The following is a 14594-nucleotide window of genomic DNA, read 5'->3' on the forward strand; positions in this document are numbered from 1 at the left end:
CTTTCTAATTATGTCTTAGCTATAAGTATTCCACCCAGTCTAGCTGACAACACCATGATGAGAAATAGCAGCTTGATGCCAGTCTTTTGAGAAAAACATGATCGATAGCGCTTCACCTCTTACATCGGCATTGGAGCAGTTACGCCTAAAACTGCTCGACCTGACAGGGCGAAACCGCCTTATTAACTTCAAGCACACTGCGGGCAAATCTTTGCAGTTTGTCGAGGGGCATCCTGCCGCTATCTATCAAAAGCTGGTTGAGACTAACAACAAAGCCAATATTAGCGTCCTCGGGCTGCCTGAACCTGGTCGAATAGACTGGGTTGATCGCAATGGGCGATTGCAGCGACCCGAGCCCCGTGAGTGGGCAAAATCCGTAGGCGTCTCAACGGGGTATGACATTTTAGGTGCGGGGGAAGAATCAGACGAGTCAAATGTTCGGGCACTGATGTACCCGGACGATCTGGCCAAGCATTGCCGCAAGATCGAGCGCGAGGCTACGTTGGCGATTGAGGAGACCGGCGCGAACATGCTGTTCCTGGTGCTCGGGTTCTTGGAATTTCCGGATCAGCGAGACAGCGATAAGACTTTCACAGCCCCCTTGATCAGCGTACCCGTGTCGCTGCAAAAGAAGGAAGTTGCAGGCATCCAGCAATTCTCCCTGCAGTACACGGGCGACGACATCTCCGAGAACCTCTCACTGCGAGAGAAGCTGCGCAACGACTTCGGGCTGGTATTGCCTGAACTTGGTGAAGAACAGATTGACGTCAACGGCTACTTTGTCGAGATTCAAGCGATCATCAAAAAGCAACCTGGCTTCGCACTCAAGCACCGAGTCTCTTTGTGCTTGCTCAGCTTCAGCAACATGCTGCTGGTTCGAGATTTAGATCCAACCAAATGGCCTTCAAACGGAGATGAGAACTCCCTCATTGATCACCCAATCGTTCGTGAGGTGTTCGAGGGCAGAGCTGACGACGGAGGAGCGGGCCTAAGCCTAGCCGAAGAGCATCTAGTGGAAGAGGGCCCAGGGGCAAGCATCCCACTGGTCTACGACGCCGACAGCTCTCAGCACAGCGCCCTCATCGATGTCTTGTCACTCAAGAAAAATCTGGTGATCGAAGGACCGCCGGGTACGGGAAAGTCTCAGACCATCACGAACTTGATTGCTGCCTGCCTGGCTGAAGGCAAGAAGGTGCTCTTTGTCGCCGAGAAGTTGGCGGCTCTTGAAGTCGTGAAGAACCGCCTGTCACTGGCTGGCCTCGATCCATTTGTTCTTGAGCTGCACAGTAACAAGACCAACAAGAAGCGCGTGCTGGAGGAAATAGCTAAGCGCACCACCTTCAGGCCCAATCACCCCAATGATCTTCCCCGTCTGCAGCAGCAGCTGGAGGCTCACCGCCAAGATCTCAAAGCCTACACAGACCTGATCAATTCCATCGCGCACAACGCATTTGGTTTGACGCTGCATCAGATCATGTGGCGAGCCGAGAAGCATCGCCAAGGTTTGAGCAACGAAGAGAGCATGCTCAGCCAGATCAGCATCGGCGATGCAACTCAAATTTCCGAATTCGAGTTCGGTCGACGTATGGACTGCCTGGGTTACCTGGGCTCCCAATACAAGTCGGTCGGAGGCTTTGACGCAAGCTGCACCTTCTGGGGCTTCTACCCTGAGCGCCTGATCCCCGGGGATGAAGTCAAACTCACCCAACTATTTGAAGCAGCAGATGAGTGGGGCCAGGCCTTGGTAGATGCTTCTAAGCAATACTCGCAAGTGCTCGGAGGCCGCGTTCACAACCTCTCACTGGAGTTCAGCAGTGAGCAATTGGCCGTTCTCAAGAAACTGCTTGAGACTGCCAATCAGCAATTGCCTCTGCACCTCATTCCTGGGTTCTTTGAGGACGACGAGACGGGAACCAAATCCGCTCAGGCACTTGAGGCCTTCGCCAAACAAGTCGAACAGTTTCACAGCCTCGAAGGGGCGGTCAAAACAGCGCTGAAGCTCGAATCCAGCGTCACAAAGTCAGGGACCGACAATCTAAAGGGCTTGCAGCGAATCGCGGGGAGTTTGGGCGCAGACCTGGGCACGCTCAATGAGCTTCGCATCCTGCATCAACAACTGGTTGAGACTACGGGCAAGCTTTCGACGGCCAACGCCAACTTGGTGATGTTCCTGGGCGAGAAGAAGATTCCTTACAACGGATCGACGCAGAAGCTCGAGCAGTTGCTCGGTTTTACCGATCTCGTGCTGGATGCCCCAGAGGAGCACTTCCATCTTCAGACCCCTGGACTGACTCGCGACGGCGCAGTCCAGGCCCTTGATCAGTTGCATGCCCTCCAGGAAGAGTGGACCGGTCTTGAGAAAGAACTCGGGGATTCGCTCTATGTGGACACCTTGCCGCATGAAGGAGATATCAAGCAAGCCATCCTGACCCTGCGAGAAGGCGACGCGTGGTATCGCATCTTCCAAGGTCGGTGGCGAAAAGCGGTAGGGCTGCACAAGGCACTCCAACGCACCAAGATCAAAATGCCTGGCCACAAGCGGTTGGAGCAGCTCGAACAAATCGTCAAACTGCTGGGCCTCAAAGAACAGTGGAAGTCATCGCCGACCTGGACGCAATTCCTCGGCTTCCCCGCGCCAGGCACCCCCTTGCCTTTGGAAGGTTACCTTGCGCTGGCGAAATGGAATCGAGGCATCAAAATTGCCTCAGAGGATATTCAAGCCGTCCTGATCGACCCAATCAGCTTCACCACCGACCAAGCCCGCGCCCTGCGCCGGGAATTCTCGACAGTCAAGCTGGAAATCACGACTGCTATCGCAGCATTCAAAGACATCAACGCAAAGCTCAAACGCCTCTCAGAATTCAGCGGCAGCAATCTGCTCGACAAGGTGTTGGAGAAGATCAGTGAATTCACAGAAGCACTCGAAGACCGATTCGAATGGCTTGAGTTGGAAGCTCGCAGCCAAGCTACGTTCAGCCAAGTGATCATCGGATGCGACGCAGCCTTGGAGCGCTCGTCACTGAAGTCACAGATTCAAGCCAATGACTGTGTCAAGTCGCTCCTGGGCGATATTTATCTGGGCGTGGACACAGACTGCTCGACCGCCCTCGAGGCTCTGTCCTTCGGTCAAAGCATCGACGGTCTTAATTTGTCGCCGCAGGTCAAGTGCAAGCTGCGCACCGGGCATCCGATTGAAGCCTGTCGAACTCTGGTTTCCGCACTGGAACCTGTCCACACGGGATTGAAGCAGGTTGAGGGCTTAAGCAATGCTCTGTCCCAGTTCGGGAAGTTCGAGCTGGACACATGGACTGGCGTACCTGCAGACGAGGACTTGGAGCTGTTTGTCAGCGCCCTGCATGACGCAGTTCAAAAGGCAGTCGAGGACAAGGACCTTCTGATTCCTTGGTCCCTGTACCTGACTCGCCGCAAGGAGGCCAACGAGCTGACCTTGTCTGAGTTCGTCGAGCTCCTTGAGAGAAAACGCATTAAACCCGATGAATTGCCAGACGCCTACGCTTATTGCACCTACAGCACGATCACTCGGGAAGCCTTCCGCAACATTCCCCAGCTCGGACGCTTCACGGGCCTCAAACACAACCAGATCCGCGACGAGTTCAAACGACTGGACAAGGAGATCGTTGCTCTGCGTGGCAAGGCAATTTCTTACGAGTGCACTCGCAAGGCCTCTCCTCCTCCCGGCAGAAACGGTGCCCGCGTTGACGATCGTACTGAGATGGTTCTCCTGAACTACCTCATGCCACAGCAACGCCCACGCATGCCTGTTAGGAAAATCCTCACCCGCGCTGGTGGGTCTATCCAGGCATTGAAGCCTTGCTTCATGATGGGACCTCAAGCTGTGGCGCAGTACCTGACCCCAGGCGTGATCAAGTTTGATCTCGTCATCATGGATGAGGCTTCTCAATTGAAACCTGAAGAAGCAATTGGCTCAATTGCACGAGGTGGCCAATTAGTCGTTGTAGGTGATCCCAAACAGCTACCCCCTACATCATTTTTCTCCCGGATGTCACAGGATGGAGAAAGTAACGAGGACCAGTTCACCACTACTGACGCCGAAAGCATTTTGGATGTCTGTTCCTCCCATTTCAGGCCGACCCGGTCGCTGCGATGGCATTACCGCTCACAGCATCATTCGCTAATCGCATTTTCAAATCAAAGCTTTTACCGTGGCAACCTGATCATCTTTCCTTCTCCTTATGGACAAGGTGGGAAGCTGGGGGTTCGTGCTGTTTACTTGGCCGACGCCATTTACGAAAACCAAACTAACCTGCGCGAGGCCAAGCGAGTTGTGGATGCGGTTGTTGAGCACATCGCAAACCGTCCCAATGAATCTCTCGGCATTGTTACGCTAAATATCAAGCAGCGTGACCTAATCGCTGAGCTGCTTGAAGAACGCCTCAGGTCAGTTCGAGGTGCAGATACCTATCGTGAAAACTGGATCAATGAAGGCGCACCCCTGTTCATCAAGAACCTCGAAAACGTACAAGGTGATGAACGCGACGCGATCATCATCTCAACAACATTTGGTAAGCCTCCTGGCTCTAGTGCAGTTCGTCAGAACTTCGGACCAATCAGTCGCCAAGGAGGTTGGCGGCGACTTAACGTTTTGTTTACACGAGCAAAAAGATCAATTGCGCTTTACACGTCGATGCGCCCTGAAGACATCGTTATGGATGGGACAACACCTGACGGCACTAAAGCATTGCGAAATTACCTTGAATTCGCACGAACAGGATCATTGGCCACGGTCGAAGAAACGGGACGTGAAGCAGATAGTGATTTTGAAATATCTGTGATGGATGTACTGAAGCAGCGAGGCTATGAAGTTACTCCTCAACTTGGTGTTGCAGGATATCGCATTGATATTGCCGTCAAACATCCAGATTCACATGGCTCATATTTAGCAGCAATTGAGTGTGATGGGGCTACTTACCACTCCGCACTATCCGTCAGAGATCGTGATCGTATTCGTCAAGAAATCCTTGAATCTCTTGGTTGGCGTGGACGCATTTGGCGGATCTGGTCTACAGATTGGTTCCGCACGCCAAGACAAGAAACTGAGAAGCTCATCCGTTTCCTTGAAGATCAGCGCGCAAGCTGGGAACCTGAACACGCTTCAAGTGAAGCCTGGATCGAGGAGGGTCATGTGTCGGTGCAAGCTGCAGCACAAACAAGTAATGCAGCTGAAAAATTTGAACAGACTGCTCATTCTGAGACAGACCGGGAAGCGGTTAGCTCTGTTCTTATCGATACAGAGGACGACTTGGAAATTGAAGTTGGGGATGTTGTTCGCTATGCGGATCTCGCGCAACCAAATGATGTGCTTACCGTTCAAATCACTCAAGGTAAAGACGACTTCGCCAACGGCATCGTCAATGTAAATCGTCCTCTTGCTCAAGCATTAATTGGCGCAGTGGTGGGGGATGAGGTATTGCTGCATCTTGCTGGTAGTACATCAAAGACTTTCCAAATAATAGAAATTAAACGAGCGGAACAATGAGAAGCAAAGAAACTCAAGATCAAAGCAACCTGAAGTGGGTTGCTGACTTCATTTGGAATATTGCTGACGGCCGTTTACGCGACGTCTACGTTCGCGGCAAATACCGCGACGTAATTCTCCCGTTTACCGTGCTGCGACGACTCGACGCCGTGTTGGAGTCGTCTAAGCTGGTGGTGCTGGAGCGCAAGAAGTTTCTCGACACGCACAGCGTGGCCGAACAGGACGGCGCACTGCGTATGGCATCCGGGCAGGCGTTCTACAACACCTCAGAGTTCACCCTCGCCACGCTCACTGCCAGTGGACAAGGACAGCGCCTACGCGACAACTTCGTTGATTACCTAGACGGCTTCTCGCCGAACGTTCAGGACATCCTGGCGAAATTCAAGTTTCGAGACCAGATTCAGACGATGGTCGAGGCTGACATTCTCGGTCACCTGATCAATGACTTTCTAGACCCAGAGGTCAACATCTCTCCGCTGCCGGTCAAGGATGCGGATGGCCGCATCAAGCTGCCCGCATTGGACAACCATGGCATGGGCACGGTGTTCGAGGAACTGATCCGCCGCTTCAACGAAGAGAACAACGAAGAGGCTGGCGAACACTTCACGCCGCGCGACGTGGTCAAGCTGATGGCCAAGTTGCTGTTCCTGCCGGTAGCCGACCAAATCCAGTCGGGCACCTACCTGCTGTACGACGGCAGTTGCGGCACGGGCGGCATGCTGACTGTGGCCGAAGAGGCGCTGCACGAACTGGCGGCGAGCCACGACAAGGAAGTCTCGATTCACCTGTTCGGGCAGGAGATCAACCCCGAGACCTACGCCATCTGTAAGGCCGACCTGCTACTCAAGGGGGAAGGTGATGAGGCCGAGAACATCGTCGGCGGCGCGGACAAGTCTACGCTGTCGGCCGACCAGTTCCGGTCGCACGAGTTCGACTTTATGATCTCCAACCCTCCTTACGGCAAGAGCTGGAAGACCGACCTCGAGCGGATGGGCGGCAAGAAGGAGTTCAGCGACCCGCGCTTCATTGTCAACCACGGCGGCGATGCCGAGTTCAAGCTCATCACTCGCTCCAGCGACGGGCAGTTGATGTTCCTGGTGAACAAGCTGCAGAAGATGAAGCACAACACGCCGTTGGGCAGCCGCATCGCGCTGGTGCATAACGGCTCGGCGTTGTTCACCGGCGATGCAGGCCAAGGCGAGAGCAACATCCGCCGCTGGGTACTGGAGAACGACTGGCTCGAAGCCATCATCGCCCTGCCTCTCAACATCTTCTACAACACCGGTATCGCCACCTACATCTGGGTGCTAGCCAACAACAAGCTCGCGCATCGCAAGGGCAAGGTGCAACTGATTGACGCCTCGCAGTGGTTCCAGCCGATGCGGCGCAACCTGGGTAAGAAGAACTGCGAGCTGGCGGACGCGGACATTGACCGCATCCTCAAGCACTACCTCGACCAGCCGCCCGCCGATGAGGATGCAGCGAAGGCGGTGCCCGAATGCAAGTGGTTCGACAACGCCGACTTTGGCTACTGGAAGATCACTGTCGAGCGTCCGCTGCGCCTCAAGAGCCAGCTCACGCGCAGCGCCATCGAGAGCCTGCGCTTTGCTACCGGCGACGAGGCACTGCGTAGCGAGATCTACACTAAGTACAGCGACAAGCTGTACACGGAACTCACCAAGCTCAAGCCCGAGATCGAGGCGTGGCTCAAGGGCGATGACGGCGACGAGGATGCAGACGACGAGTCGGATGATGAAGACGCTAAGACCATCAAGAAGGCCGTGCCGGAGAAGCGGCGCAAGAAGCTGCTCGACCCCGCGACCTGGCTGCGCGACAAGACCCTGGTGGATCTGGCGAAGCTGGCGCAGCAGGAACTAGGCGAAGGCGTGTTCGACGACCACAACGAGTTCCGCACGCGCTTTGATGCCACGATGAAGGCGCACGGCAAGAAGCTGGGTGCACCCGAGAAAAAGGCTATCTACAAGGCGGTAAGTTGGCGCGATGAGTCGGCCCCGCCGGTCATTGCCAAGCGCAGTAAGCTCAGGGCGGGTGAGCATTTCGAACCCGGCTACGACGGCGCGTACCTGGGAACCATCGGCAAGGATCGCTTCATGGTCGAGTACGAGGCCGATACGGACCTGCGCGACACCGAGCAGGTGCCGCTCAAGGAGCCCGGCGGCATCGACGCCTTCTTCGCCCGCGAGGTGCTGCCCCACGCGTCGGATGCCTGGATTGCAATGGACGCCACCAAGATCGGCTACGAGATCTCGTTCGCGCGCTACTTCTACAAACCGACCCCGCTGCGCACGCTGGATCAGATTCGCGCTGACATCCTCAAGCTGGAGGAGCAGACGGAAGGCTTGCTGCACAAGATCGTGGGGGATGTTTGATGCAACAAATTCCTCGCCACACCGAATACAGAGCGTCTGGCTTGGCTTGGGTTGGAGACATTCCAAGTCATTGGCAAACCCGCCGAAACCGATTTCTGTTTAGAGAAGTTGACAGTCGTTCTGTGCACGGCCAGGAGACTCATCTTTCAATGAGTCAGATTCATGGTCTTGTTCCCAGTCAATCACTCGGTAGAAAAAGTCTCCAGTCTGAGAGCTACGCCGGTGGGAAGTTGGTCGCTGAGAGTGACCTTGTTCTGAATCGCTTGAAAGCACATCTCGGTGTATTCGCTCGGGCTAAACAAACGGGCGTCATCAGCCCAGACTACTCCGTGTTTCGGTCGAAGTCCGACGTCTCAGTGCCTTACTGCGAGCTGCTATTCAAGACACCATTTTATGTTGCCGAATTCCGGCGGCGCACCAAAGGTATTGTTGAAGGGTTTTGGCGTCTGTACACGGACGACTTTTATGACGTCTCGGCACTGATCCCACCCCGCACCGAGCAAGATCAGATAGTCGCCTACCTCCGGGCGCAGGACGTTCACATTGCGCGGCTCATCAAGGTTAAACGCGACTTGATTGCACTGCTCATCGAGCAGAAGTTACGCATCATCGATCACGCCGTCACGCGAGGCATCAATGCTTCTGTCGCGTTGAAGCCTTCAGGCATCGAGTGGCTGGGAGACGTTCCCAATCACTGGGATGTCGCCTTGGTGAAGCACGTCGCTGATGTGCGCTTCAGTGGCGTTGACAAGCACTCGCATGATCACGAGATTCCAGTTCGCCTGTGCAACTACACAGACGTCTACAAAAACGACAAGATCACTGACAACATGGATTTGATGCGCGCCACTGCGACGGCAGGAGAAATTGCCCGGCTCACGCTGAAAGCAGGCGACGTGATCATCACCAAGGATTCCGAAACACCGGACGACATCGCAGTACCAGCGTGGGTGCCGGAAGGGCTTCCTGGTGTGGTCTGCGCCTACCACCTTGGATTGCTCCGCCCGGACCCCGGTCGCATCGAGGGTGAGTTCCTGTTTCGCGCCATCGGGTCTGCCCGTATCGCCGAGCAGTTTCACTTGCTGGCAACTGGCGTCACGCGCTTCGCACTCGGCAAGCATGACGTGAAAAACGCTGTCATTGCATTGCCACCAGTCGAAGAACAAAAGGCCATCTGCAAGTGGATCGACGACGAGTGCAAACCACTCGAAGACGCCATCCAGCGTGCCGAAGAGGAAATCAAGCTGATCCGCGAGTACCGCGACCGACAGATTGCCGATGTCGTCACTGGTCAAGTGGACGTGCGTGGCTGGGTGCCTGGACCGGACGATGTGGTGACTGAGGAAGCCTTAGCGGCATTGGGTGGCGACGAAGAAATCGATACCGATGGGGAGGAAGACGATGGCGACGACTGATACTAGCGAGAAGGGCTTGGAAGCCCTGATCGTCCTCGGCCTATGCACCGGCGGCGGCTACGTGCAGGGCCAGCCCACCGACTACAACCGCGACGTGGCGGTGGACACAGTGCAGTTGTTTGCATTCCTGCAAGCTACACAGCCCACGGTCGTCACCGCGCTGGAGCTGGCTGTTGAGGGCATCAAGCGCACGCAGTTCCTGCACCGCATCCAGGGCGAGATCGCCAAGCGCGGCGTGGTGGATGTGCTGCGCAAGGGCGTCAGCCACGGTCCGGCGCACGTCGACCTGTACAAGCTATTGCCGACCCCGGGTAACGTCAGCGCTGCCGAAAACTTCGGCAAAAATATTTTCAGCGTCACCCGGCAGCTACGCTACAGCAACGATGAGTCGCAGCGTTCGTTGGACATGGCGATCTTCATCAACGGCCTGCCGGTGTTGACCTTCGAGTTAAAGAATTCGCTGACCAAGCAAACTGTGGCTGATGCCATCACGCAGTACCAGACCGACCGTAACCCGAACGAGCTGCTGTTTCAGCTCGGCCGCTGCGTAGCACACATGGCGGTGGACGATGTCGAGGTGCGCTTTTGTCCGCACCTTACAGGCAAGACGTCTTGGTTCCTGCCCTTCAATCAGGGGTGGAACAGCGGCGCAGGCAACCCGCCGAACCCTCATGGATTAAAGACTGATTATCTGTGGAAGCAGGTGCTGCTGAAAGATTCGCTGGCCAACATCATCGAGAACTTCACACAGGTGGTGGAAGAGGAAGACGAAAAAGGCAAGAAGCGGCGCAAGCAAGTGTTCCCAAGATTTCACCAGCTACGTACCGTCCGCGCCTTGCTTCGCCGCGCCCGCGAAGACGGGGTCGGCAATCGCTACCTGATCCAGCACTCGGCGGGCAGCGGCAAGAGCAACACCATTGCGTGGCTGGCTCACCAGTTGGTCGAGCTCAAGACCGCTGTCGATGCAATGCTGGCCCAATTCGACTCGGTCGTTGTAATTACCGACCGACGTGCGCTGGACACCCAGATTGCCCGTACCATCAAGAGCTACGACCACGTTGCTTCGATTTTCGGTCACTCCGAGGATGCCGCCGAGTTGCGCACCTTTCTGCGCAAAGGCAAGAAGATCATCGTGACGACGGTGCAGAAGTTTCCGTTCATCCTTGATGAACTGGGCGACCTGGGCAGCAAGAAGTTCGCGCTGTTGATCGACGAGGCTCATTCCAGCCAGGGAGGTAAGACAACCGCCAAGATGCATATGGCCCTGTCCGGTGCTCCGGGTGATGACGAGGATGACGAAGAATCCGTCGAGGATGCCGTCAACAAGCTGATTGCGTCGCGCAAGATGCTACCGAACGCCAGCTACTTCGCTTTTACCGCCACGCCGAAAAACCGGACGCTGGAGCTGTTCGGTGAGCGCTACGTGGAGGGCGGCGAAGTGCGCTACCGCTCGCCAGAAGATTTGACCTATACCACGAAGCAGGCGATCCAGGAGGGATTCATCCTCGACGTGATTGCGAACTACACGTCGGTGGACAGCTTCTACCACGTCGCCAAGACCGTCGAGGATGATCCGGACTTCGAAAAGGTCAAGGCGCTGAAGAAAATTCGGCATTACGTCGAATCGCACGACAAAGCCATCCGCAAGAAGGCCGAGATCATGGTCGATCACTTCGTTGCCCAGGTGGCGGGCAAACAAAAGATCGGCGGCAAGGCGCGGGCCATGATTGTGTGCAACGGTATCGCACGTGCCATCGATTATTTCCGCGAGGTGTCGGATTATCTTGCTACGATCAAAAGCCCGTACAAGGCAATTGTCGCGTACTCGGGCGATTTTGAGATTGGCGGGGTGAAGAAAACCGAGGCCGATCTTAATGACTTCCCGAGCAAGGATATTCCATCCAAGCTCAAACAAGATCCATATCGCTTCCTGATCGTCGCGAACAAGTTCGTTACTGGCTTTGACGAGCCGCTGTTGCACACGATGTACGTGGATAAACCGTTGGCTGGCGTGCTCGCAGTGCAAACGCTCTCAAGGCTGAATCGTGCCCACCCGCAGAAGCGCGACACCTTTGTGCTAGATTTTTCCGACAACGCTGAGGCTGTGAAAGCGGCGTTCCAGGACTACTACCGCGCCACGATCCAAACTGGCGAAACCGACTCCAACAAGCTGCACGACCTGAAGAATGATCTCGATGCAAAGCAGGTATACAGCTGGCAGCAGGTAGAGGATTTAGTCGCGCTCTACGTCACTGGCGCAGACCGCGACAAGCTCGATCCCATCCTTGATGCCTGCGTTGCCGAGTACATCGACGCGCTGGTCGAAGACGATCAAGTCGAGTTCAAGGGCAATGCAAAAGCATTCGTGCGCAGCTACGGCTTTCTCGCGGCGATCCTGACCTACGGTCACCCGGCGTGGGAAAAGTTGGCCATCTTCCTGAATTTCCTGATCCCGAAGCTACCAGCTCCCAAGGAGGAAGACCTATCCAAGGGCGTGTTGGAGGCTATCGACATGGACAGTTACCGGGTAGAGGCGCAGGCGTCGCTGAGGATGTCAATGGACGACACTGATGGAATCATCGAACCAGCGCCAGAAGGAGCCGGAGGCTTCGGTGGAACGCCAGACATCGACAAACTGTCGAACATCATCAGGGCTTTCAACGACATGTTCGGAAACATCGAGTGGAAGGACGGTGACAAGATTCGCAAGGTCATCATTGAGGAGATTCCGGCTCGTGTAGCGCAGGACAAGGCATATCAGAACGCACAGGCCAACTCTGACAAGCAAAACGCCAAGCTGGAACACGACAAGGCGTTGAATCGCGTAGTGCTGGAATTGATCTCCGACCACACCGAGCTGTTCAAGCAGTTCAGCGACAACCCCAGTTTTAAGCGCTGGCTAACCGACATGGTCTTTGATTCAACTTATCACCCTGGCCTGCAATCAACACCAGCTCATCCTCATGGTATCGGTGCTAGAAATTGAGAATTTAATATGGCAAAAGCAGAAGCAACGGTTGAAGAACTAGTAGGAATGATTGAACGCGGCGAGCTGCGCTTGCCCGAGATGCAGCGACAGTATGTTTGGCGCTCAACTAGAGTTCGTGATTTGCTTGATTCCCTCTATCGTGGCTACCCTTCTGGGGCGATCTTGCTTTGGGAAACCGATGAAGATGTGCCATTGCAGGCGATGGCAGTTGGACAGCAAAGCAATCCCTACAAAACTACTCGGCTACTGTTAGACGGGCAGCAGCGGCTTACATCTCTTTCCGCTGTGATTCGAGGTGAACCTGTAAATGTGCGCGGCAGAAAGCGCCCTATTGAAATTCTTTTCAACCTTGAACACCCAAATGAGCTTCAAGGCTTTATGGAAATTGACGAAGAGAGTGATGTTGATGACACCGAACCTGATCAGGTAGATGCATCTGAGGATGAGCTTCAGCAGCGTTTTGACCGAATGACCTTCGTTGTATCGACCCGTAAGTTGGAAAGCAGTCCGCGCTGGGTCAAAGTCTCAGAAGTTTTCAAGAGCACAAGCAACACCGAATTCCTCAAGCGGGCTGGCGTTACCTCCTTTGATGACCCTCGCGCAGACCTTTACAGCCAGCGCCTTGATCGCCTCAGGGCCGTCAAGAAGTATGTGTACCGCATGGATGTACTGGAGCGTACGCTTTCCTATGACGAGGTGACTGAGATTTTTGTGCGCGTCAACTCACTTGGCGCAAAGCTTCGAAGCTCGGATCTTGCACTGGCCCAAATCACTGCGAAGTGGAAAAACTCACTTCATTCCTTCCTTGCATTCCAAGGTAAGTGCAAAGAAGTCGGATTTGATCTTGAGCTGGGTATCCACTTGAAGAATCTGGTTGCTATGGCCACTGGACAGTCTCGCTTCAAGACGGTGAGCTCGCTTGACATTACCCGGCTTCAAAAAGCGTGGGATGAAGCATGTGAAGGCATGAACTTCGCCATGAATTTTCTGAAGAACAACGTCGGGATTGACAGCCCAGCATTGCTGTCTTCGCCGTTCATGGTGGTGGCCATTTCGTATTTCGGTCACAAGCGCAACTACCAAATTTCGCCAGATGAGTCCAAACTGCTGCGTTATTGGGTGCTGGCAGCCAACGCTAAAGGAAGGTTCTCGCGTGGATCTAGTGAGACTTTGCTCGACCAGGATATTGCTTCGATTCGAGATGGGGGCACCATCCAGGACCTAATAGACCGCCTACGCTCACAGGTTGGCAGGCTCGAAATTTCCCCTGAGGAGCTATCTGGTAGAAACCAGCGTAGTGCACTGTTTAAAACCATGTTCTTGGCCTTCCGGTCGGCTGGCGCAAAAGACTGGCATTCCAATCTGACGATTGCACTTGACCACAATGGCGTTCAACATCGCCTCCAGTTTCATCATATCTTTCCAAAGGCTGTGCTCACAAAGGCAGGCGTGATTTCGCGAGAGGCGGACGATATAGCCAACTTGGCATTCATTGGCGGCAAGACTAACCGTGTAATCAGCGACAAATCGCCAAAAGATTACTTGGCCTTTTTTGCGGCAAAGAGTGGCGAAGAGGGATTCAGCGTCCAAGAGATACCGGTTGACCCAGAGCTGCTTGACACTCCCGCCTACAAGAAGTTCCTTGAAGTACGTCGCGAACGAATCGCGAACAGGCTCAACGTGTTCATCACCGGCTGAAGCCAAAAACGCTCTGAACAACGAAATTTCATTCAGCTTGGTTTAAAGCCTGTTTTGCCTGTACCCTCAAATTCAAGGCTGGGAACTAAGTATGAAAAAGTCATGAGGTTTTGAAACAAACGCGGTTTGAGATTACTTTTCCGGGCCAACCCCACATGCTGCAGTCATGAGCCCAAATCAAAAAGCCCTGCGTGGCGCATGACCTGAGGCTACCTCGAGACCTGCTGAGCAGGTTTTAGGTCTTCATACTGGATTGATCAAGTTTCGAAAACTCACTCAATTTAAAGTTAAAAGCTCATTTGATTTGTTGCTATTTTGTGTGAATATTTGCGGGACCAAAAGAGCCCTAGCCAAGCCATTTTTTGAAGGCGAAACCTTGAGGACACTTGTTCATTATGTTGTTGATTTACGGTGAGTAAGGGTGCGTCCGGGTCATCTAAGGTATGTGGAGTCCTCATGCCCCGGGTGTATTTCAAAATTTGGTCCCGGGGGGGGCATGCTGCCTAAGTGTTGTAGCGATTATCCAAGGGTTTAAATTTACTGTAGTGTGTGATGGAATTTTTTTGGGGGTATATTTGGGGGCT

General features: G+C 54.4%; 5 protein-coding genes. All 5 read left to right on the forward strand.

What is annotated here, in order from left to right; translation table 11 throughout:
• Nucleotides 1–97: 97 nt before the first annotated feature.
• From QWY27_RS05465 to QWY27_RS05485, 5 genes are read left to right on the forward strand one after another with little or no spacing between them, the layout of a single operon-like run.
• Nucleotides 98–5518 (forward strand): DUF4011 domain-containing protein, encoded by a 5421-nt coding sequence (locus QWY27_RS05465; RefSeq protein WP_290195514.1) that lies wholly within the window; start codon nucleotides 98–100, stop codon nucleotides 5516–5518.
• A complete protein-coding gene (locus QWY27_RS05470; protein ID WP_290195516.1) occupies nucleotides 5515–7908 on the forward strand; it encodes a type I restriction-modification system subunit M in 2394 nt (797 codons plus the stop codon). The genes QWY27_RS05465 and QWY27_RS05470 overlap by 4 nt, the downstream gene beginning before the upstream one ends.
• Complete coding sequence (locus tag QWY27_RS05475; RefSeq protein WP_290195517.1) at nucleotides 7908–9323, forward strand: restriction endonuclease subunit S; 1416 nt, start codon at nucleotides 7908–7910, stop codon at nucleotides 9321–9323. Before QWY27_RS05470 ends, QWY27_RS05475 begins: the two co-directional genes overlap by 1 nt.
• Complete coding sequence (locus tag QWY27_RS05480; RefSeq protein WP_290195519.1) at nucleotides 9310–12309, forward strand: type I restriction endonuclease subunit R; 3000 nt, start codon at nucleotides 9310–9312, stop codon at nucleotides 12307–12309. Before QWY27_RS05475 ends, QWY27_RS05480 begins: the two co-directional genes overlap by 14 nt.
• A gap of 9 nt (nucleotides 12310–12318) precedes the next feature.
• Nucleotides 12319–14010 carry a GmrSD restriction endonuclease domain-containing protein gene (locus QWY27_RS05485; RefSeq protein WP_290195521.1) on the forward strand — a complete coding sequence of 564 codons (1692 nt, stop codon included), beginning with the start codon at nucleotides 12319–12321 and terminating at the stop codon, nucleotides 14008–14010.
• Nucleotides 14011–14594 lie beyond the last annotated feature (584 nt).

The organism is Zwartia vadi, from assembly GCF_030410375.1.
In the GTDB taxonomy this organism is placed as follows: Bacteria; Pseudomonadota; Gammaproteobacteria; order Burkholderiales; family Burkholderiaceae_B; genus Zwartia; species Zwartia vadi.

Coding starts and splice junctions, on each gene's coding strand:
- QWY27_RS05470 (WP_290195516.1), top strand. CDS start 5,515: ATGAGAAGCAAAGAAACTCAAGATCAAAGCAACCTGAAGTGGGTTGCT.
- QWY27_RS05475 (WP_290195517.1), top strand. CDS start 7,908: ATGCAACAAATTCCTCGCCACACCGAATACAGAGCGTCTGGCTTGGCT.
- QWY27_RS05480 (WP_290195519.1), top strand. CDS start 9,310: ATGGCGACGACTGATACTAGCGAGAAGGGCTTGGAAGCCCTGATCGTC.
- QWY27_RS05485 (WP_290195521.1), top strand. CDS start 12,319: ATGGCAAAAGCAGAAGCAACGGTTGAAGAACTAGTAGGAATGATTGAA.
- QWY27_RS05465 (WP_290195514.1), top strand. CDS start 98: ATGATCGATAGCGCTTCACCTCTTACATCGGCATTGGAGCAGTTACGC.